Source organism: Novosphingobium rosa NBRC 15208 (genome assembly GCF_001598555.1).
Lineage (GTDB): Bacteria > Pseudomonadota > Alphaproteobacteria > Sphingomonadales > Sphingomonadaceae > Novosphingobium > Novosphingobium rosa.
In genome coordinates this window covers 1-21739 of record NZ_BCZE01000047.1, presented here as the reverse complement: position 1 = coordinate 21739, position 21739 = coordinate 1, and the positions used below count along the sequence as shown (strand labels likewise).

General features: G+C 65.1%; 18 protein-coding genes. 4 read left to right on the top strand and 14 right to left on the bottom strand.

What is annotated here, in order from left to right:
- Positions 1-21: 21 nt before the first annotated feature.
- The 4 genes from SR3_RS17970 to SR3_RS17955 all read right to left on the bottom strand — a co-directional run bounded on the left by SR3_RS17970 (position 22) and on the right by SR3_RS17955 (position 6359).
- A complete protein-coding gene (locus SR3_RS17970) occupies positions 22-2628 on the bottom strand; it encodes a hybrid sensor histidine kinase/response regulator (RefSeq protein WP_068089372.1) in 2607 nt (868 codons plus the stop codon).
- Positions 2618-4114, bottom strand: coding sequence for an ATPase domain-containing protein (locus tag SR3_RS17965; protein WP_068089329.1), 1497 nt, complete (start codon positions 4112-4114; stop codon positions 2618-2620). The genes SR3_RS17970 and SR3_RS17965 overlap by 11 nt, the downstream gene beginning before the upstream one ends.
- Before the next feature lie 77 nt (positions 4115-4191).
- Positions 4192-4929, bottom strand: a complete 738-nt coding sequence (locus tag SR3_RS17960) for a VC0807 family protein (RefSeq protein WP_157098935.1) — start codon at positions 4927-4929, stop codon at positions 4192-4194.
- Positions 4926-6359 (bottom strand): 8'-apo-carotenoid 13,14-cleaving dioxygenase, encoded by a 1434-nt coding sequence (locus SR3_RS17955; RefSeq protein ID WP_068089367.1) that lies wholly within the window; start codon positions 6357-6359, stop codon positions 4926-4928. The genes SR3_RS17960 and SR3_RS17955 overlap by 4 nt, the downstream gene beginning before the upstream one ends.
- A gap of 28 nt (positions 6360-6387) precedes the next feature.
- On the opposite strand from SR3_RS17955, the gene SR3_RS17950 reads away from it, so the two are divergent.
- The gene (locus tag SR3_RS17950; RefSeq protein ID WP_068089326.1) at positions 6388-6960 is read left to right on the top strand and encodes a TetR/AcrR family transcriptional regulator; all 573 of its coding nucleotides are present in this window, start codon (positions 6388-6390) and stop codon (positions 6958-6960) included.
- On the opposite strand, the gene SR3_RS17945 is transcribed toward SR3_RS17950, so the two are convergent.
- Entirely contained in the window at positions 6961-7761 is an 801-nt protein-coding gene (locus tag SR3_RS17945) for an AraC family transcriptional regulator (RefSeq protein ID WP_084455690.1), read from the bottom strand.
- A 70-nt stretch (positions 7762-7831) separates the two neighbouring features.
- On the opposite strand from SR3_RS17945, the gene SR3_RS17940 reads away from it, so the two are divergent.
- Complete coding sequence (locus SR3_RS17940; protein ID WP_068089324.1) at positions 7832-9055, top strand: MFS transporter; 1224 nt, start codon at positions 7832-7834, stop codon at positions 9053-9055.
- Between the two features lie 3 nt (positions 9056-9058).
- Here SR3_RS17940 and SR3_RS17935 read toward each other — a convergent pair whose 3' ends face one another.
- A complete protein-coding gene (locus SR3_RS17935) occupies positions 9059-9511 on the bottom strand; it encodes a MarR family winged helix-turn-helix transcriptional regulator (protein WP_245653972.1) in 453 nt (150 codons plus the stop codon).
- Positions 9512-9838: 327 nt separating this feature from the next.
- Between SR3_RS17935 and SR3_RS17930 the strand changes: the two genes are divergently transcribed.
- A complete protein-coding gene (locus SR3_RS17930; RefSeq protein ID WP_068089318.1) occupies positions 9839-10240 on the top strand; it encodes a VOC family protein in 402 nt (133 codons plus the stop codon).
- A 60-nt stretch (positions 10241-10300) separates the two neighbouring features.
- Here SR3_RS17930 and SR3_RS17925 read toward each other — a convergent pair whose 3' ends face one another.
- From SR3_RS17925 to SR3_RS17890, 8 genes are all read right to left on the bottom strand, one after another.
- Positions 10301-11599 carry an MFS transporter gene (locus SR3_RS17925; RefSeq protein WP_068089316.1) on the bottom strand — a complete coding sequence of 433 codons (1299 nt, stop codon included), beginning with the start codon at positions 11597-11599 and terminating at the stop codon, positions 10301-10303.
- Positions 11596-12282, bottom strand: a complete 687-nt coding sequence (locus tag SR3_RS17920) for a hypothetical protein (RefSeq protein WP_068089313.1) — start codon at positions 12280-12282, stop codon at positions 11596-11598. Before SR3_RS17920 ends, SR3_RS17925 begins: the two co-directional genes overlap by 4 nt.
- 122 nt (positions 12283-12404) lie before the next feature.
- A complete protein-coding gene (locus tag SR3_RS17915) occupies positions 12405-13343 on the bottom strand; it encodes a helix-turn-helix domain-containing protein (RefSeq protein ID WP_169805660.1) in 939 nt (312 codons plus the stop codon).
- A 113-nt stretch (positions 13344-13456) separates the two neighbouring features.
- On the bottom strand, positions 13457-14455 hold the full coding sequence (locus SR3_RS17910) for a ThuA domain-containing protein (protein WP_068089307.1): 999 nt from the start codon (positions 14453-14455) through the stop codon (positions 13457-13459).
- Between the two features lie 11 nt (positions 14456-14466).
- Entirely contained in the window at positions 14467-16443 is a 1977-nt protein-coding gene (locus SR3_RS17905) for an outer membrane protein assembly factor BamB family protein (RefSeq protein ID WP_068089304.1), read from the bottom strand.
- 29 nt (positions 16444-16472) lie between these two features.
- Positions 16473-17765, bottom strand: a complete 1293-nt coding sequence (locus SR3_RS17900; RefSeq protein ID WP_068089358.1) for an MFS transporter — start codon at positions 17763-17765, stop codon at positions 16473-16475.
- An 8-nt stretch (positions 17766-17773) separates the two neighbouring features.
- Positions 17774-18220 carry a type II 3-dehydroquinate dehydratase gene (locus SR3_RS17895; protein ID WP_068089301.1) on the bottom strand — a complete coding sequence of 149 codons (447 nt, stop codon included), beginning with the start codon at positions 18218-18220 and terminating at the stop codon, positions 17774-17776.
- A 25-nt stretch (positions 18221-18245) separates the two neighbouring features.
- Positions 18246-18560 carry a hypothetical protein gene (locus SR3_RS17890; protein WP_157098934.1) on the bottom strand — a complete coding sequence of 105 codons (315 nt, stop codon included), beginning with the start codon at positions 18558-18560 and terminating at the stop codon, positions 18246-18248.
- 331 nt (positions 18561-18891) lie between these two features.
- Here SR3_RS17890 and SR3_RS17885 point away from each other — a divergent pair, with 331 nt between their 5' ends.
- Entirely contained in the window at positions 18892-21660 is a 2769-nt protein-coding gene (locus tag SR3_RS17885; protein WP_169805659.1) for a TonB-dependent receptor domain-containing protein, read from the top strand.
- Positions 21661-21739: the final 79 nt, after the last annotated feature.

The window sequence follows — 21739 nt, the reverse complement described above, 5'->3', positions numbered from 1 at the left end:
CATGGTTTATCAGACGCCGCCTTAGCGCGCGATCATCTCGTGAATCTTGCCCGCCAGCGTGTCGAGTGCAAAAGGCTTGGTGATCATATCCATATTGGTGCCCAGAAATCCGGCGCGGATCGCGGCATTCTCGGCATAGCCCGTCACGAAAAGGATCGGCAGATCGGGGCGATGCTCACGCGCCACCTCGGCCAGTTGCCGCCCGTTCATCCCCGGCAGGCCGACATCCGACACCATCAGATCGAGCTTCTGGCCCGATTTCAGGATCGGGATCGCCTGCGCCGCATCGCCCGCTTCCACGGCGACATAATGCAGCTCTTCCAACACCTCGCGCACCAGCAGGCGGACGGATGGGTCATCCTCCACCACCAGCACGGTCTGCCCCTGCCCCTCGCGCACGATGGCCCCGGGGTCGCCGATGATATCGGCATCGCTGTCGCTGGCCGGCAGATAGAGGCTGACCTTCGTACCCTGCCCCAGCGCGCTGTGCACCCGCACCTGCCCGCCCGACTGCCGCACGAAACCATAGACCATCGAGAGGCCAAGGCCCGTGCCCTGCCCGATCGGCTTGGTGGTGAAGAAGGGCTCGAACACCTTGTCCATCACCTCGGGCGCCATACCGACACCCGTGTCGGAGACGGCGATCACCACATAGCGGCCCGCATCGATCTCCGGCCCGGCGCCCGCTTCCAGCTCGGCGGTGCTGACCGAGACCGTCAGCGTGCCGCCGTCGGGCATGGCGTCGCGCGCGTTGATCGCCAGATTGAGGATGGCGTTTTCCAGCTGGTTGGCGTCCACGATGGCATGGGGGCAGCCCTCGTCCGGCTCGATGCGCAGCGCGATGTTTTCATTCACCGTGCGGGCCAGCAGGTCGGTCAGCGCCTCGGTCAGCGCATTGATGTCCACCGAGCGGGCATCGAGCGATTGCCGCCGCGAAAAGGCCAGCAGCCTCGAGGTGAGCGAGGCCGCACGATGCGCCGAGGTGGTCGCCGCCTCCATAAAGCGATCGAGATCCTCCAGCCGCCCCGAGGCGATGCGCCGCTTGATAAGGTTCAACCCGCCGATCACGCCGGAGAGCATATTGTTGAAATCATGCGCGATGCCGCCGGTCAGCTGGCCCACCGCTTCCATCTTCTGCGCCTGGCGCAGGGCGGCCTCGGTGCTGGCGCGCGCCGCCATTTCGCTTTCCAGCGCCTGCGTGCGCTCGGTGACCTTCTGCTCCAGCGTCTGGTTGAGGCGCTGCTGGGCCTGCACCAGACGGGCATTGTCAATGGCGGTGGCGGCCTGCGCGGCAAGACCCAGCGCCAGCCTTTCGGAACGCTCATCGAAACGATCGGGCTGCATATGGCCGAAGAACAGCCCGCCGATCACCTCGCCCGAGCGCGCCGTGACCGGCACCGCCAGATAGCTCACCAGCGGCAGATGGCCTTTGGGCATGCCCTGATGCGGGGCATTGCGGCCATAGCGCGGGTCCTTGGTGATATCGCCCGAGCGCAACACGCCCTCACCCGCGAAGGTCGGGCTGAAGACCTGCGTGTTGCGCGGCATGGGGAATTTCTCGAAATCGCTCATCTGCGCGCCCGACAGGCTGTAGAGCAGATAGCGTTCCCCATCATCGTCGACGCGGTTGTAGAAGAAGGCGGCGATCTCCGCCCCGGTCAGCTCGCGCCCGGCATCGACCACCGCCTGCACCAGCGTATCAAGGTTCAGCTCCGCCGCCACCCGCTGCCCGGTGCGGTTGAGAATATCGAGCGCCAGACTTTCCTCGCGCAGCGCCGCCTCGGAGGCCGAGAGCGCCGCCTCATTGCGCTTGCGCTGCGAAATATCGATCACCGTGCCGATAAAGCGCACCGCTTGCCCGCTTTCGAAGACGGTGGCGCCGCGTGCCGCGATCCAGCGCTCCACCCCGTCCTCAAGGCCGATGGTGCGGTACTCGATGTCATATTGCCCGTCGCCCGCGGGATCGAGCGCTGCCTGCACGGCGGCGTCGGCAAAGGCTCGGTCATCCGGGTGAAGGCCGCGCAGGAAGGCGCTTTCATAGCTGACCTCAGCCTCGGGCGGCAGGCCGAACATCGCCTTGCAGCGCTCATCCCAGCGCAGGCGGTTGGCGACGGGATCGTAATCCCAGGTGCCAATGTTGGCCGCCGCCGTGGCCAGGCGCAACCGACTCTCGCTGCTGGCCAGATCGTGGATGCGGTCGCGCATCTCGAACTGCTTGCGCCGCGCCCGCATCGCCGAGGCAATCGCGCTGAGCAGCGAGGCGGCGCCCAGCGGGCGTTCCAGCACCACCGTGTTGGTGATGAAACCGAGCAGCCGCAGGGGGCTGCCCAGATCCTGCGAGGTCCGCGTCGAACGCGGCGCCTTGAGCAGCACAAAAGGCACGTCCGACCATGGCGGCTGCGCCTCGAACGCCCGGCGCAAAGGCGAGAGATCGCCGCGCAAGGCTTCCTCGGTCAGCAGGATCGCGCCGATGTCCTCGTCGAAGGCGCGGCCCACGCCGGCGACATCGGCGCAGATGCCAACCTCATAGCCCTCGCTTTCCAGCAGCACCGTCACGCTGGCGGCATCCCGCCCGAAAGGCGCGCAGACCAGAATGCGCAGCCCCTCGCTCAAGCGCTCATCCGCCACGGGCGCGTTCATCCATCAGCGGCCCGGCATTGCCCAGATACTCCGGCGTTCCGGTCAGCACGCCGCGGAAATCCTCCAGCGGATCGCCAACACGCAGGCCTTTGCCGTCGATACGGAACTCGCGAATGGCATCCTCATGGCTGCCGCCCCGGTTCTTCAGCACCGAGATCGCCTTGCGGATGCGCCCCTGCGCCTCGAAAAAGCGCAGCAGCAGCACGGCATCGGCCACATAGGAGATGTTGAGATTGGTGCTCATCGTGCCGACCAGCCCGCTCTGCGGATTGATGAGGAAGGTGACCACCCCCTGCTGGTTGAGATAGGAAAGTAGCTCATGCATCTGCAGCAGCAATTGCTGTTCCTGAGGCATGGCGGCCATATAGCCGTTGAGACTGTCGATCACGATCATGCGCACGCCGCGCTGCTCGACTTCGTAACGCACGCGGGCGGCGAATTCGCCGGGCGAGATTTCGGCCGGATCGTTCTGCTGGATCGTCAGCCGGTCTTCATCGACATGGCTGGCAATATCCAGCCCGAAGGCTTTCGCGCGCGCCATCAGCGTGCCGACCCTTTCGTCAAATTCGAAGATGGTGCAGGCCTCGCCCCGCTCGCAGGCGGCATGGAGATATTGCAGCGCGATGGTGGTTTTACCCGCCCCCGCAGGCCCCGTAATCAGCGTGCTGGTGCCGCGCAGAGGGCCGCCCGCCAGCAGATCGTCCAGTTCGGGGATGCCGCTGGGCACCGGATCGCCGATGAAATTGGCGTGATGGTCAGAGGCGATCAGGCGGGGGAAGATATCCACCCCGCCCTGGCGGATCACCAGATCGTGGAAACCGGCGGTGAAATCCACCCCGCGCAATTTCTGCACCTGCATCCGCCGACGCGCCGCGCCGAAATCCAGAGTCAGCCGTTCCAGCGTGATCACGCCATGGCACAGGCTGTGAAGATGGGCATCGCGCGCATCGGCCCCGCCGGTCATATCGTCGACAAGGATCACCGTGCTGTCGCGCCCGGCAAAGAACTGTTTCAACGCCAGGACCTGCCGCCGATAGCGTAGCGGGTCTTGCGCCAGCAGCCGCATTTCCGAAAGGCTGTCGAAGACCACGCGGGCCGGTTTGACCCTTTCGACCTCATCCTGAATCAGGCGGATGGTTTCGCCCAGTTCCATCTCCCACGGGTGGAGGATCGACTGTTCGCGCCCATCGCCGAAAATACCCTCGGTGGAGTCCAGTTCGAAAACGTCAAAACCATCCAGTTCCCAGCGGTGCGAGGCAGCCACCACGCGCAGTTCCTCGCGCGTTTCGGAAAGGGTGATGTAGAGAACCCGCTCGCCCCGCGCCACGCCCTCGCGCAGGAACTGCAGCGCCAGCGTGGTTTTGCCAGAGCCCGGCGCGCCCTCCAGCAGATAGAGCCGATTGGCGGGAATGCCGCCCTTGAGAACGGTGTCGAGCCCGGCATTGCCGGTGGAAATTATCGTAAGGTCCGTCATGCATCCCGCCCGTTGGCGCCACGGGCGCGCCTGCTGCGCGGGTGAAACGCGGGCGTGGGGGGAATGTTCCGTCAGCTTCAGGGCTGCGCGGCGTTTTCGCGTCCAGAGGCACGGGCCGCGCGGATGGCATTGGCATGGCGCTCGCGATAGCGGCGATAAAGCACCGTCCACAGCGCCAGACCGCCCATCGCGCCATAGCCGATCACCGGCCCGACCACGAGATAGGCCTCGATGGACAGCGCATAGATCAGCGCCACGCTGACCAGAAAATCCACCAGCAGGCCAAAGCCCCAGACCAGCGTCATCACCATCACGGTGTGACGCACCATGGCATCGTCACGCTTGGCGTCGAACTCGGCCAGCGATCTGGCGGATTCGCGGGCCATGGTGGCGCGGGCCAGCGGATAGATCAGCGGCTTGCCGATCGCCGCCGAGCCCAGAAAGGCCAGAGCGATCGCCAGCGTCACCAGCTTCTCGCGCAATTGCAGAAACTGCGCCGAGCCGCCCCCCGCCATCGCCAGCAGCGAAAGCCCCAGCCCCACCAGCGCCAGCACCGAGAGCGCATCGACGCTGCGGCTGCGCCAGAAGGTGACCACGCTCCACACCAGCGGCGGCAGGCAGGAGGCGAGCAGTGCGGGCACCTGCCCCTGACTGCCCTGCAGCGCGTGATAGATCCCCAGCGGCGCGGCGATGTTGATCGCCACATCCAGCGCGAAGGCGGGGCCGTTGTCACGCAGCCAGTGGATGATGGTCGAGCGGGTCATGGCGGTCTCCGTTGCGGGCAGGCTGGGGGCGTTCATGTCGACGGCGTTCATTGGGCGTTTCCTTCGGCAATCCAGTTGCCATGGAAGCCGGGGGGCACGCGATGCGGCAGGCGGATGGTGGCAACGGGGGCCTCCTCGAAGCGGCGGGCGTTCAGGATCACCAGATCCGTGGTCTGGCTGTTCATATCGACCACAAAACCCATCAGCCAGCCCTCGCCCTCGGGGCTGGTTTCGTGTTCGGGCACGAAGACGAATTCGCCGGGATGGCGGCCCGCGCCGAAATCATGAACCTGACGCGTGCCATCCGCCAGATGATGGGCGTAAAGCGCGGTGGCGCCGACAAAGCGATCCGCCGGATCTGCGGGCAATGCCATGCTCCAGGCAAAGCGATAGGGCTGGCCGAAGAAACGCTCATCGCAGCGCGGAAACTCCTGAGCCGCGCCATCCAGCGTGGTGATCGCCACACTGCGGTTTGCCGGATCGACAGTCCAGCGCTCCAGCCCACGGTTGCGGGCATCTGGCCCCTGCGCCCCCTCGCCGAACATCGAGGCATAGGCGCAGACATCCACCACCACGCGGCCTTGCGGATCGTCATAGGCATTGGCGACATGGAAGGCAAAGCCGGGCGCGATCTCGCACCAGATGATCTCCTCCTGCGTGCCATGGCGCGGCAGCAGGCCGATGCGGGCCTGATGGTCCGGGTTCCAGCGATAGGGGAAGCTTTGCCCGGCCAGCATGGTCTTCATCGAGAAGGTGACGGGCAGATCCAGCACCACCACAAAACGATCCGTGATGGCGCAATCATGGATCATCGGCCCGTGCTTCACGGCGATGGGCTCCTCGCGCACCACCTGCCCTGCGCGGTCCACCACCACATGGCGGATGGTGCCGGGATCGGTCCCCTCATAGCAGATGGCGTGGTTCTCACCGGTCTTCGGATCAAGATGCGGATGGGCGGTGAAGCTGCCCTTCAGCGTGCCGCCAAAGGGGTTGTAGCGCTGCGCATCGAGCATCTCGCCCAGTTCGACCGGATAAGACCCGGCCTCGACCAGCGCGAAATCACGCCCGCCGATGCTGACGACATTGGTGTTCACATTGTCGAAGATGTGGCGCGGGCCCGGCGCAGGGGTTTCGCCCAGCGCCTTGGCCACCGCGTTGGAGCGGATCCAGCGGTTGCGATACCACAGCGCCTTGCCATCAGCGATGGCCAGCCCATGCACCATGCCGTCGCCGGTGAACCAGTGGTAGGAGGCCGGATCGGCGGCGATGGGGTTGGGCCCGATGCGCAGATAGCGCCCGCTCAGCCCTTCGGGGATCGTGCCCGTGACCGCCAGATCGGTGAGGGTCACCTCTTCCCCCATCGGCGTGTGAATGCCGGTGAGGAAAGGGTTGCCGCCTGCCGGTTCGGGCAGACGCTTGCGGTTGAAGGTGGCCAGCGCTTCCACGCCTTTGGTGACTGCGGATCGGATCAGGGTTTCCATCTTGGCCTCCAATGTTTACACTGTTATCATGACTCAGGATAGTAACAGTGTCAACATCGATAAAAAGCCCTATCATCATGGGGATCTGCGCGCCGCGCTGATCGAACAAGGCATGGCCCTGCTGGCGCAACGCGACGCCGATTCGCTGTCCCTGCGTGAAGTGGCGCGCGCCGCCGGGGTCAGCGCGACCTCGGTCTATCGCCACTTTCCGGACAAGGAGGCGCTGTTCACCGCTCTGGCGATGGAAGGGCTGGCGCAGCTGGGCGCGGCGCAAAAGGCGGCGGCCCAAACTGCGGGGGACGGCAAGCAAGCCTTCGCCGCCACGGGCCGGGCCTATGTGCGTTTCGCTCTGGCCCATCCGGCGCTGTTCCGCCTGATCTTCGCCTCCCCCGCGCTGGAGGCGTCCAAGGCGAGCGGCAGGCTGGATTCCGAGGCCTTCATGCTGCTGCAGGCCAATGCCGCCGCGCAGGCCGCCAAGGATGGCGGCGAAACCGGGGTGCGCACGCTTCAGGCCTGGGCGCTGGTGCACGGGCTGGCCATGCTGATGCTCGACGGCCAGATCGAGCCGGATGACAGTCTGATCGACCGCGTGGTGGGCTAATCAGGGCCGATACCGGCTGGGCGATACCCCCAGCGCCCGCCGGAACATGGTCGAGAAATTGCCCGGCCCCTCGTACCCCAGATCGAGCGCGATGGCCGTCACCGGATCGCCCGCCGCCAGCCTGGGCAGCGCGGCGGAGAGGCAGGCCTGCTGGCGCCATTGCGCGAAGCTCATCCCCGTCTCGCGGCGGAACAGGCGGGTAAAACGGCGGCGGTTCATCGCCAGCGCATCGGCCCAGTCATCGATGGTGGCCGCAGCGCTGGGGTGCTCCAGAAAGGCATGGCAGCGCGCCGCCAGAGCCCCATGCGCCGGAAAGGGCACCGACAGGGGAATCGAGGGCGCCCCGGCAATCTCCGCCACCAGCAGTTGCATCACCAGACCATCGCGCCCCGCCTCGTCATAAAGCGTGGGCAGTTCCGCCGCCGTCACCAGCAGCTGGCGCAGCAACGGCGAAACCGAGACCACCCGGCAGCCCGTCTCCGGCGAGAGATCGGGATGCGGCGTCAGCAGCACGCTGCGCGTCTGCACCGCGCCCACCATCCGCACCGCATGCGGCGTGCCGCCCGGAATCCACACGCCGCGCTCCGAAGGGGCGACCCATGCGCCCTCGGGCGTGCTGACCGTCACCACCCCGCTGACGGCATAGAGAAACTGCCCGCGCCGGTGGCGATGCGGCGCCAGTTCGAAATCGGGCGGATAGTCATGGCCGATGGCCATCACCGCGCGAGGGATCGACTCATCGCGCAGATCATAGAGCGGAGGATCGCCGCTCCAGTCCCGGAATGTCCTGTTCTCAAACATGAATGACCCATCGCCCAAAGCGGGACAGATCAAAAACGCCTAGGACATGTCTCCCAGAGGAGCAAACAGAATGAGTGAAACCGCCACGGCGTGCCCCCCCGCCGCCGCACCCTCCCCGCAGGCCACGGCCACCGGCACCGTCTTCAGCGTGATCGTAGCGATCAGCTTCTGCCATCTGCTCAACGACATGATGCAGTCGCTGTTGCCCGCGATCTATCCGGGCCTGAAAAGTGAGCTGCGCCTCAGCTTCGGGCAGATCGGGCTGATCACGCTGGTCTATCAGATCACCGCCTCGATCCTGCAGCCGCTGGTGGGCCTCTATGCCGACAAGCGCCCGACGCCCATGGCGCTGCCGGGCGGCACGGTGTTCTCACTGGCGGGTCTGGCGGTGCTGTCGGTGGCGCATGCCTATGGGCTGGTGCTGCTGGGCGCGGCGCTGCTGGGCGTGGGCTCCTCGGTGTTCCACCCCGAAAGCTCCCGCGTGGCGCGCATGGCCTCGGGCGGGCGGCATGGGCTGGCGCAGGCGATGTTTCAGGTGGGCGGCAATGCGGGGCAGGCGCTGGGCCCGCTGGCCGCCGCGCTGGTGGTGGTGCGCTGGGGCCAGTCGAGCCTGGCTTTCTTCGCCCTGCTGGCGCTGCTCTCGGGCGCGATCCTGTGGAATGTGGCGCAATGGTATCGCCATCACGGGCTGGCGCGGCTCAAGCTGGGCAAGGGCGCGGGCCATGTCGAACTGCCGCGCGGGGATGCGGCGCGCGGGATCACCATCCTGCTGGCGCTGATCTTCTCCAAATATGTCTATCTCGCCAGCCTGACGAGCTATTTCACCTTCTATCTGATCCACCGCTTCGGTGTTTCGGTGCAGGATGCGCAGTTTCACCTCTTCGCTTTTCTGGCGGCGGTGGCGGTCGGCACGGTGGCGGGCGGACCGCTGGGTGACCGCTTCGGGCGCAAATATGTGATCTGGTGCTCGATCCTTGGCGCGCTGCCTTTCACCCTGCTGCTGCCCTATGCCAGCCTGTTCTGGACAGGCCCGCTGACGGTCATCATCGGCATGATCCTGGCCTCGGCCTTTCCGGCCATCGTGGTCTTCGCGCAGGAGCTGGTGCCGGGCAAGGTGGGGATGATCTCTGGCCTGTTCTTCGGCTTTTCCTTCGGCATGGGCGGGCTTGGCGCCGCCGTGCTGGGCTGGATCGCCGACCGGGCGGGCATCGAGGCGGTCTATCAGATCTGCGCCTTCCTGCCCGCCATCGGCCTGCTGACCGCATTCCTCCCCAATATGGAAAAGAAGCGGTAAGGCTCAGTCCAGAAGCGCATTCAGCGCGGGCAGGAAATGCCCGCGATGCTCTGCCGGGATGCGCGCCATCAGATCGTCCTCGAAACGGGCGGTGGTGGCGCGCACCTCTTCCAGCTTCGCCTCGCCCTCCGGCGTCAGCACGATGGCCTGCGACTTGCGGTCGATCGGCTCGCGCGCGATCAGCCCCGCGCCCTCCAGCCGGTTGAGCAGCGGCACCATATTGGCCCGCTGTATATCCAGCAGCCGCCCGATGTCGCTGGAGGTCATATCCGACCGGCTACCCACCAACAGCAGCACCGAAGCGTCCGAAATCTTCAGATCGAGCGTGGAAAGCCGCCCCGCCAGTTCCGCCATCATCGCATTGGCGGCACGGCGCAGGGTGAAGCCCGGCAGAGCGCTCATCGGGTGATCGGCGTCTCCGACCATGCTCTCATTCATCGTGTCCCCCAACGTCATACTCCATCATGCGCCTCAGGCGGCAGCATCTCCAACGCTATCGGAAATAGCAACTACTCGATTTTCGGGAGAATGCCACGACTGAACGCGCGGATGAAGAGGCCGTTGGGACAAAGCCGGGGCGAAGGAAAAGGCACATGCGAGGGTGTTACACCCTCGCGCTCGCATTTTGTCTGCCTTGCGCTTCGGGTTCGGCGGCCTGATGACGATCGGCCTCATCTTGGGCCAAAGCGATGAACCATCTGGTACACAGCATCTTTGATCGCTATCACGGAGCAGCATAAGCACGGGAACAGCAGAGTCCCGCCACCTCATGGAGAGCCCCGCATGCATGTCGAGCGTATCGGCCACGTCAACATCCGCACCCCGCTGGTGGAGGAGACGCTGGTCTTCTACGAGACCTATCTGGGCTTGCGCCGGGGGGATGCTGTCTCGGCAGTGTGGCGGGCGGACAATGTGTGGCTTTACGATGCTCAGGGCTTTCCGCTGATCCATGTCAACGGCCCGCTGCCGCATGAAACGGCAGCGCCAGAGGGGCTGGCCAGCCGGCTGGATCATGTGGCCTTCGACTGTTCGGGGTTGCAGGCTTGCCGCGAAAAGCTCAGCGCAGGGGGCATCGCCTTTCGCGAACAGCCCCTGCCCGCGCGCAAGCTGCATCAGATCAATGTGCTCGACCCCAATGGCATCAAGGTGGAATTGACCTTCCGCGACGATGAGGTCGGGGCCTGAGCCCGCAAAAGGCTGCATGGCCGGGAGCCCATGCAGCCTTCCTGCTTGCCAGACTTGGGGTCAGTCCCGCACCAGCCGCTCGACCTTGTTGACCACGAAGGCGTAGGACAGCGCGCCCAGCGCCGCCATCGCGCCGATATAGGCCAGCCCGGAAACGAAAGAGCCGGTACGCCCCACCGTCAGCCCGATGACGATGGGCGTGACGATCCCGGCCAGATTGGTGCAGAGGTTGAACAGCCCTCCGGTCAGCCCCACCAGCGATCCGGGCGCGATCTCCGAAATCAGCGTCCAGCCCAGATTGGACATGCCCTGCCCGAAAAAAGCCACCGACATCACGGCGATCACCGCCATGTCGCCCGTGGCGCCGCGCGGCAGCCAGATCGCCAGCACGATCAGCATCGACATCATCAGCCCGGCGATGATCGGCACCTTGCGCGCCACCGCCAGCGAGACGCCGCCGCGCACCAGCCTGTCCGACAGTTGCCCGCCTGACAGCACGCCCAGCGAGGCCGCCATAAAGGGCACCATCGCGAAGACGCCGCTTTTCAGCCAGTCCATATGGCGCTCGGTGGTGAGATAGCTGGGGAACCACGTCAGGAAGAACACCAGGGTGGAGTTGGTGGCGAACTGGCCGATGGCCGCCCCCAGAATGGAGCGCTGGCTGAGCAACCAACCCACATCGTCCCAGCGGAAGGGGCGCGGGGCGGCGGCTTGCGTGATGCCGCCATCCTCGCGGATCAGCGCCAGCTCGGCATCATTGACGCCCGGGTGGTCGGCGGGATCGCGGTACATGCGGTGCCAGATGAAGCCATAGGCGATGCCCACGCTGCCCACGATCCAGAACAGCGACCGCCAGCCCCAATGCCCCGCCATCCAGAACAGCAGCGGGCTGAGGAAGGCGATGCCGAAATACATGCCGACCGAATAGATGCTGTTGGCCCGCGCCCGCTCGCCGCGCGGGAACCATGCCACCAGCACGCGGCTGTTGGCGGGAAAGCAGGGCGCCTCGGCCACGCCCAGCCCCAGCCGCACCGCGATCAGCGCCCAGAGCGAGCGCACCAGCCCCTGACTGACCGTGCAGGCCGACCATACCACCAGCGAGAGCGCGTAGGTCAGCCGCGTGCCGAAGCGGTCGAGGAAGACACCGCCAGGCAGTTGCGCCAGCGCGTAGCTCCATGAGAACGCCGAGAAGACCAGCCCCATTTCCGCCGGGCTCAGGCCCAGTTCGCGGCTCATCGAGGGGGCGGCCACCCCCATCAATGTACGGTCCAGATAGTTGAGCGCCGTGGCGAAGGCCACCAGCGCCAGCATGATATGGCGCTTGCGCGTGGGCCGGATAGAGGGGGCCAGCATGGTCATTGCGCCTCCCGCTTTTCCAGCGTGTAGGCCACTTCATAGGGCTGGAACAGGCCATCGGGGAAACCGGCCTGCGCCAGATGATCCAGCACGGCGGCCCCGGCATCTTCAGCCTCGGCCAGCCCCATGGCCTCCACCACCACGACCAGATCGAAGGGCTGTTCGCTCATCGGCGGGCGCAGCTGGGTTTCGGAGGTTTCGCCGCTGGTGAAATCGGGGCGGGCGGCGGCCAGATGGACGGCGGTGACCGGATCCAAAGCTTCAATCGCCGCCAGCGCCGGAGCCAGCGCGGCCTGCGCCTCAACCTCCTTCATCCCCTCGGGCAAGGTGAGACGCACGGTGGCCACCGCGCCGCCCACGCCGCGTCCGCTGGTGTGGAGCACCGCGCAGGACATGCGCAGGAAGTTGCGGAAATGCGGAGCGATCCACTGGGTCCATTCCGTGGGATGGTTCAGGCTGCGCGCGTAATCGGGGGCGGTAAAACCCTCCAGATCATGCCCCTCATAGAGGGTGAAATAGATCTGCCGCCCCAGCCCCCGGTTCACCCCCCGGCGCGAGCGCAGGAAATTGCCGTGATCCAGCCTTTCGGGCATATGCTGGCGCGTATGCCATTGATGATACTGGGCATCCCCCTGCGGCGTGATGTCATGCCACATGATGATGAATGCCTGCCCCTTCAACGCCATGAATGCGCTCCCTTGTCCTGGCCCTTCCCTTTGGCCTTCCACCTCAGGGGTAACATCGTGGCCGGGCCGGAGCGCTGTTTCAGCGTGAACAATTCCCTTGTCTGACAGGCATGCCCGCAGGCTCAATGCGCCCGGTCATGCCCCCGCCACTGGCCCGGCGTCTGGCCGAACTGCGCCTTGAAACGGCGGGAGAAATGGCTGGGATCGCAAAAGCCCGAACGCCAGCCGATCTCCGAAATCGAGAGGGCCGCAAAACGCGGATCGCTCAGCAGATCGCGGGCATGATGCAGCCGCACCGAGAACAGCTCCTGCACATAGGTCGTGCCCTCCTGCGCCAGGATCTTGTGCAGATAGCGCGGGGAAATCGCCACCGTGGCGGCGATCATCGCGGCATCCAGATCATGCTCGAAGAAGCGCTCCTGAATGGCGGTCTGGATGCGGCGGAACAGTTGCCGCGTATGGTTCGACAGGCGGCTCTCGCTCGCCCCCAGAGTCAGCGCCAGCGCGCCGCCGATCTGCTGGGTGCAGAGCTTGCGCCATGTGGTGTCATCGCGCTCATCGCGCATGGCCTCGACCAGCGTGGCGACCAACGCGCCATGCCAGGGGGCCCCCGCGCGCACGGGGCGCGCCACGGCGGCCTCGGGCGTGGGCAGCCAGCATTTGATCCATTCGATGGGCAGGCGCGCCACCATGTGCAGGCTGCCCTGCCGCGCGGTGACGCTGTAAGGCTGGCGGTTGTCGAGCAGCACCATATCGCCCTGCGCCAGATCGATCAGCCGCCCGTAATGCTCGACCTGCCAGGCCCCGCCGCGCACCCAGTTGAGGTTGAGATGCGGCTGTCGTTCACGAGACGCCGCGCGCGATGACCGCGTCACGCTATGCGCGCTGCCAATGGAAATATCGCTGAGTTGCAGCGGGCCCAGATCGTGCTGACGCATGCGCGCCTCGATCTTTTCATCGGCGCTGGCGAAATCGAGTTCGAAGATAGCCTCGCAAATGGCATCCCGCCAGTAACCCAGCCGGTTGGCGCCATCCTGCGACGTCGTTGACCACGAGCGCATCGCATCCCCCATTGTATGAGACCGGCTCTTGCGGCCGGTCCTTGTCGCGGCAGGATAGAACCGCCCGGGGGGCAATTCAAGTCATTATACCATTTCGTACATGATGGAGCCTCTCAGCGGCAGAAGGGCTCGGCGCCCATCACCGATTTGATGCCGCCCACGATCAGCGACTGGAATTGCGCCGCGCCCGGCTCGCCGTCCTTTTCGAAAGCCTTGGCGTCATGGCCCAGCGTGGTGGCGAAGACCTTGCCGCCATCGTAATACTGGCACCACGCCACGGGATGGAAGCCGCCATGCCCCGGGCTGCGCCCCACCACCGAGGGATAGCGCGACAAAGGCGGCAGGTTGGCCGGTCGCGGCCCGTTCGGCGCGCCGATGGGCAGCGGCTCGGCCCTGACATCGCCCGGCCCCCAGCTCTTTTCATCAACCGTCGCCAGAAAGCGGACCTTGGTGGGGAACGGCACCAGATTGTACCATTCGTCATGAAAGCGCCAGCGCGCGGGCAGCCCCTTGGTCGAGGCATCCTTGCTGTCCACCATCACGACATCGGCAGCGCGCGCCGGGCCATGATCGTAGAAATTGGCATTGCCCAGCAGCCCCTCATACCACGGCCAGTTGTAGAGCGTGCCGAAAGCATTGTGGATCGCCACAAAGCCGCCGCCCGCGCGCATATATTGGCGCAGCGCGGTCTTGCCGGTGTCATCCAGCGCCTCACGCGAGGTGGAGATGAAGATCACCGCATTATAGCCGCTGAGGTTGGCCATCTGCGAAGGGTCTTCGGTGTAATCGATGGCCCAGCCATTCTCCTGAGCGATGCGCAGCATCTCGCGCTGCACCACATTGTTGTCGGCCAGTGCCGGGTTCAGCCCCGGCGCCAGAGGCGTGCCCAGATTGGCATGACGTGGCCCGGCGGTATGGGTGTAAAGCAGCACGCGATACTGCTTCACCGGAGCGCGCGCCCAATCGTGATAGCACACCGGATCGACGCCCCGGCACACGCCGTAATCATAATCGCCCAGATGATCGTTGATCGCCCCGCCGGGATTGCCGGTCTGGGCCGAAGCGGCGGTGGCGCAGGCGCCCAGCAGCAGGGCAGCGATAAGCTTGTTCATGGGCTTTCCCCTCACTTCAGGCTGTAGACGATCAGGCTGTCGCTGGTGACCGGCGTGCCCAGAAAACTGCCGCCCGTGGCGACGATGGCGACATATTGCTTGCCCTTCACACTGTAGCTGACGGGCGCGGCATGAGCGGCGGCGGGCAGCTTGTCACTCCACAGTTCCTTGCCGGTTCTGGTGTCGAAGGCCCGGAAGCGCGCATCGTCGGTGCCGCCGATAAAGGTGACGCCGCCCGCCGTGCTGGTCGGCCCACCTGCCGAGGGGCGGCCGGTCAGCTGCTTGTCGGCGGGCAGGCTGTCGGTCACGCCAAGGCGACTGCGCCACGCCACCTTGCCGGTGTTGACATCCACCGCCACCAGATCGCCCCATGACCCGCTCTGGCAGAGCATGCGGTTCGACGGATCCCAGAAGCGTCCGTTCAAATCGCCCTGATTGACGTAACCGCCATTGCCGTTGGAGACGATCTCCTGAATCTGTCCCAGCGGCGAGATGTTGATGAGGTACAGCCCCCGCACCGGATCGAAACTGCCGCCGAACAGCGCGCCGATCGTGCCGGGCATATAAACCATCGGCCGGTTGAAGGTCGGCGGGTTGTAGGGGCCGCCCAGCGCCAGCTTGTTGTCATCCACCAGCTTGCGGCAGAAGGCTTCGTGTTCCGGCGTGATCTTCGAAAGCTGGCCGGATGTCAGAGACATTTGCGCCAGCGGCCCCGGAGCGACCGGGAAAGGCTGGGTGGGAGACGTCACCTCGCCCGGCACATCGCTCTTGGGCACCGACCTTTCCTCAACGCCATAGATCGGCTTGCCGGTGACGCGATCCAGAATGAACAGCATCTGGTTTTTCGACAAGATCCCCACCGCCGGGATGACCTTGCCGCCCTTCTTCACATCGAAAAGCGTGGGCGGGGTTTCGGCATCATTGTCCCAGATGTCGTGATGCACGATCTGGAAATGCCAGAGATAGCGCCCCGTCGCCGCCTCCACCGCGACGACAGAGGTGCTGTAGAGATTGTTGCCGGGCCGGTCGACGCCCACCCGGTCGTCGGCGGGCGCGCCAAAGGGCAGATAGACGATGCCGCGCTTGGCATCGACGCTCATCATGCCCCAGACGTTCACGCCAGAACGGTTGTTGCCGCTGTCATTGGCCCATGTGCCCGCATTGGGCTCGCCCTGATGCGGGACGGAATGGAAGGTCCAGACCAGCTTGCCGCTGCGCACATCCCAAGCGCGCACATCGCCCACCGCACCGCCGATGGCCTCGCCCACCGCCGCGCCGGTGATGACCAGATGGCCCCAGACCTGCGGCGGCGAGGTCATGGAATAGGGCTTTGCCATGCCCGTCACCATCACCTCGGGCGTCTTGAGGTTGATCGAGCCATTCTCGCCAAAGCCCGCGCTGGGCTGGCCATCGGCAAGGTTGAAGGAATAGAGCCGCCCGTCGGTGCCGCCGAAGAGCAGCGCCGCTCCAGTCTTTTTACCATCTGGGCCGTTCTCGCCCGGCCAGTAATCCATGCCGCGCCGAGCGGGCTGCACGCCCTTGGGCAGATCATGGGCCCAAAGCTTTTCCCCGGTGGCGGCGTTCAGCGCGACAAGCTGGTTGTAGGGCGTGGCGACATACATCACCCCATCGATCACCAGCGGCGCGGTTTCCGAAGCGCTGAACCGCCCATTGCCGAAAAAGCTGGGAAAGCGGCGCGGAGCCCCGGCAGGCGCACCGGCAGGAGGCCCGGCCTGCTCGGCAGCGGCCTGAGCCTTGTCAGCAGCGCTGGGCCCGGCGGCAGGCGCGGCGGCATTAGGCTTCATATGGAAAACCCAGGCTTGCTGCAAATGCGCGACATTGGCGGGGGTGATTTCGCTGGCGCCGGAAAAGCGCGTCGCCGCGCCATCGCCATTGGGGCGCTGCCAGTCCGCATCCGGAGCGGCCATCCCGGCACTCGCCACCGCCATCAGCATCGCGCTGACGCCGCTTCGCAAGATCAATTTCATCCTCTCGCCCTTCGTTTTTGTTTTGAAAATCAGCCCTCGGCGGGCAGACGATGCACGTCGCCGATGACAAACAGGTAAGACGCCACCCCCAGCAGGGCCACGCTGCCAATATAGGCCAGCGCGCCATGGAACGATCCGCTGGCCTGCACCACAAAGCCGATCACCATCGGCGTGACGATTCCCGCAATGTTGGTGCACAGGTTGAACAGTCCGCTGGTGAGGCCGATCTCGCCCTCCGGCGCCACGTCAGAAATCAGCGTCCAGCCGAGATTGCAGATGCCCTGCCCAAAGGCCGCCACGGACATCACCGCGATCAGCACCATATTGTCGCGGATAAAACCCAGCGACAGGATGGTGGAGATCAGCAGCAGCCCCGCCACCACCGGTCCCTTGCGCCCGATGCTGGCCGAGCCGGTGCGGCGCACCAGCCAGTCCGACACCAGCCCGCCCGACAACACCCCCGCCGAGGCCGCCACATAGGGCAGCGCCACGAAGAAGCCGGATTTCACGAAATCGAGATGCCGTTCGGTGGAAAGATAAGTCGGGAACCAGGTGATGAGAAAAACCAGCGCCGAATTGCTGCAGAACTGCCCCAGCGAGGCGCCCAGAATCTGCCGCTTGCCCAAAAGGCGCAGCATCCGGCCCCATGAAAAGGAGGGCGCGGGCTTGGCATTGAGGCCACCGCCCGCCGCGATATGCGCCAGCTCGGCCTGATTGACCCGGGTGCTTTGCAGAGGATCGCGATAGACGCCATACCATGCCAGACCAAACGCAATGCCGATGGCCCCCACCAGAAGAAACAGGCTGCGCCAACCCCAGTTGCCCACGATCCAGAACAGCAGCGGGCTCAGAAACGCCAGCCCGAAATATTGCCCGATGGAATAGACGCCCGTCGCCCGCGCCCGCTCGCCCTGAGGGAACCACGAGGCCAGAATGCGGCTGTTGCAGGGATAGCAGGGCGCCTCGGCCAGACCCAGACCGAAGCGCAGGCCGATCAGCGTGCCGATACTGCCCGCAAAACCATGCAGCAGGGTGAAAGCCGACCACAGGGTGAGCGAACAGGCATAGGTGATGCGTGTGCCCAGCCGGTCGAGCAGCAGGCCACCGGGGATCTGCGCCGCCGCATAGGTCCATGAAAAGGCGGAAAAGATGATGCCCAGCATGGCGGGGGAGATGTGCAGCTCGGCGCTCATTGGCCTGGCCGCCACGCTCATCACGCTGCGGTCGAGATAGTTGAGCACCGTGGCCGCCGTCACCAGCGCCAGCACCGCCAGACGCGCCCGCGTGGGCCGCTGCCGCAAGGCCTGGTCCGCTGCGGGCATGGGCTGGTTCACCGCCCGGCCCGCGCGCGGATGATATGGCGCACACCCAGCCCGTAAACATCGATGCCCAGACCGCTGATCATCCCCGTCACGCCCTGCGTGAGGATCGATTTGGAGCGCCACTCGGCCTCGCGGTTGTGGATGTTGGTGATGTGGACCTCCACGATGGGGCAGTCGCACATTTTCAGCGCGTCCAGCACCGGATAGCCCGCATAGCAAAAGGCCGCCGGATTGATGACGATGCCCGCCGCGCCCACACGGGCGTCATGGATGAAATGCACCATCTCATGCTCGGCGTCGGTTTGGCGGAAGATGATCTCGAACCCTGCGGGCCCGGCGATGTCACGGCATTCCTTCTCGACATCGGCCAGCGTGGCCGTGCCGTAAAGTTCGGGCTGCCGAACACCAAGCAGCCCGAGGTTGGGGCCGTTCAGAACGTGGATTACCTTGGTCATTCTGCGTGTGTTCCGATCAGATCTGTTATTGGGTGCCCTGATGCGCCGCGAGCCAGGCGATGACCCTGTCGCGATCCTCTTCAGAGGTAATCTGCGCGCCGAGGCCGATCATCTTGTCGACGGTGGCGGCCCAGTCAGCGGCGCTTTTATGCTTGGCCCTCACCTGAGCGATGGGGTGGCAGGTGCTGCAGGTGGCTTCGACGAACTGCCCATCGGCATCGCCCGACGCCTGAGGCCCCACCGTAGCAGGAGCCGTCGATGGCTGAGCATGCAGCAGCGCCGAGGAGCTTGCCGCCGCCATGGCCAGACATGCCGCCCATTTCAGATATGTCGCGCCCATCACCATCCTCTTTATGCGCCGATACCGGCCTGGCGGCATCCGGCTTCATGCCTGTTTCACCGCGATTCCCTGCATCCTGCCTTGGAACATCTTGTCGGGCAAGATGGATTTTCGCATTTCACCTGATTGCGATCAGAGCCCGGAATATCGTAGCGAATGGGCCACATTTTGAGATTCATCCGCAACAATCCGGCAATGATGTTGACATTCCCCTCTCGAATCGCAATTCTGGTCTGACAAGAACAAATATATGGAGAGGACAATGCCGGCACGCCGTGCGTTTTGGCTCGCGTCTGCAAGCGCAGCCATTTTCATCACCCATGCCCCCGCCATGGCCCAATCCGCCCCGACGGATCAGCCAGCAACGGCAGCCCCCACCACACAGGGCGACAAGGACATCATCGTCACCGGCTCCAGCCTGAAGGGCGTGGCTCCGGTCGGCTCGGCGCTGACCACGCTGGGCCATGCCCAGATCGAGAACACCGCCGCGCAATCGGTGCAGCAAATCCTGAAATCCGTGCCCGCCGTCACCGGCCTGCAGTCGCCCAGTCAGGGCAGCTCGGGCTCGGCGGATGGATCGGGCACCAATGCGCCGACGATCCACGGGCTGGGCGCTTCGGCCTCCAACTCCACGCTGGTGCTGATGAACGGGCATCGCCTGCCGACCTCGGGCGTGAACCATGCACTGGCCGATCCCAACATCATTCCCACCATCGCGCTGGAACGTGTCGAGGTGCTGGCTGACGGCGCCTCCTCGGTCTATGGCTCGGATGCGGTGGCGGGCGTGATCAACTTCATCACCCGCAAGAATTTCAATGGCTTCGAGGTCGATGCCCAGCACGGCTTCGGCAGTTCCTACCACACCAACAGCGCCGCCGCGATGTGGGGCAAGACCTGGGATACAGGCTCGATCCTGGCCGCCTACAGCTTCTCCGACCGCTCCAATCTGGCGGCCTCATCCCGCTCCTATTCGCGCAGCCTGAACCTGACGTCGCTGGGCGGCACCAACCAGTCGACCAACAAATGCGGCACGCTGGCCCCCAGCGCCACCGGCATCACCGGCACCAATTGCTCGCCCACGGCATGGGATCTGCTGCCCAGCGAGGTGCGCCACACCGCCTATCTGCAATTCCGGCAGGATGTGGGCGACAAGCTGCATATCGTCGCCGATTTCGACTATGCCAACCGCAGGAACGTGCAGAACATCTCACGCGGCAGCGCCACGGCGACGATCTATGGCGTGGGCTCCACGCCGCCCGCCGGTTCCTCGATCAACCCCTTCTTCACCGGAAGCGGGGCCACCTCGGCGGTGGTGAACTTCGACGGCAATGCGCTGCTCGGCAAAGGCGCGACCAGCACCGGCACGGCGGAAGACTTCTACGCCCATCTCGACGCAACCTATGACCTGACGCCAGCGTGGTCGATCAATGTCGGCGGGCTGATCGGGCGGGATCGTTCGCAATTGATCTCGGCGGGCACGATCAATTCGGGCACCTTCAATCTGGCGGTCAACGGCTACACCTCGGCCTCGATCAACGGCAACAACCAGTCGGTCTCGCAGGTGCTGACCACCGCCAATGCCTTCGATCCCTTCAATGGCCGCACCTCGGCGGCCACGCTGGCCGCGCTGACCGACAGCACCACTTTCTACAACACCGTGCAGACCGTGCGGAACGCCTATGCCAAGATCAGCGGCGACCTCTTCACCCTGCCCGCCGGCGCAGTGAAGCTGGCCGTGGGCGGCGAGCTGCTGGGCTATGGCATCGACCAGTCGCACACCGCGCTCAACGGCCTTGGCGGGGCGAGCACCTCCTCGGTCTACATCCCGCTGAAATATGGGCGCAATGTGCAGTCAGCCTATGGCGAATTGTATGTGCCGCTGGTGAAGGATGGCTTCGTCAAGTCGCTGGCCGTCAATGTCTCGGGCCGCTTCGATCATTACAGCGACTTCGGCACCACCACCAACCCCAAGGTCGGCGCCAATTTCGAGCCGGTGCGCGGCATCAAGTTCCGCGCCAACTGGTCACGCTCCTTCGTGGCGCCCTCGCTGATGAGCATCGGCGCCAACTCATCGGGCCAGACCGGCGAGTCGGTGTTTTCCTATCAGGCGGGCACCGGCGTGGCGGGCGGGCTGAGCAATGTGCCACTCTCGCTCTATCCCAGCGCCTCGGCCATTCCGGGCGCGGTCTGCAGCGCCACCACCTGCAACCTCAACAATGTCTTCGGCGGCGAGATTCAGGGCGGCAATGCGAAGCTCAAACCCCAGACCGGCACCGACTGGAGCGTGGGCTTCGACTTCACCCCCGTGCAGGTGCCCGGCCTGCGCATCAGCATGACCTATTGGAGCGACGCGCTGCGCAACGGCATCACCTCGCCCACCAGCGCCTATGCCTTTGGCGCGGCCAGTCTATCCAACCTGCTGACGCTCTATCCGGGCGGGGCCACGGCAGCGCAGATCGCGGCGGCGCAAGGCGCCCTGCCACAGTCCGGCGCCACGCCCAGCGCCGTCTACTACATCTACAACTACACCCAGAACAACGTGCTGAACCTCAACGTGGCGGGCATCGATTTCGAGGCGATGTACCACTTCAACACCGGCATCGGCAACTTCACCCTCGATGGCTCCTTCACCCGCAAGACCAAGTTCGAGCAGTGGTTCGGCACCGACGGCACCCATTTCAGCGTCCTTGGCACGGCGGGCTTCAACACCACCTTCCCCTCGCTGAAAACCGAGGGCCGCGCCAACATCGGCTATGACAAGGGCGCCTTCAACGCGGTGCTGGGCGTGAATTACGAGGGCCCCTACATGTGGTGGGGATCGGGCGTGATGAACCCCATCACCCGCAACGCCGCAGGCGTGCCCACCGGCGGCGGTGACCATGTCAAGGCCTTCACCACGGTGGACCTGCATGTGTCCTACACGCTGAAGGACTTCGGAGCGCTGAAGAAGGCGAACCTCTATGTCGACGCCACCAACCTTTTCAACAAGAACCCGCCCTTCGTGAACCAGGCCGCCAACAATGGCGCCGTGGGTTACGACACGAACAGCGCCAACCCGCTGGGGCGCGTGGTGTCGATCGGAATCCGCTCGAACTTCTGATTGTTGGTTCCACCCTGCCCGCCTGCATCCTTTGGGTGTAGGCGGGATTTTTTGGAGTTCAGGAAAGAAAAGAAGATGC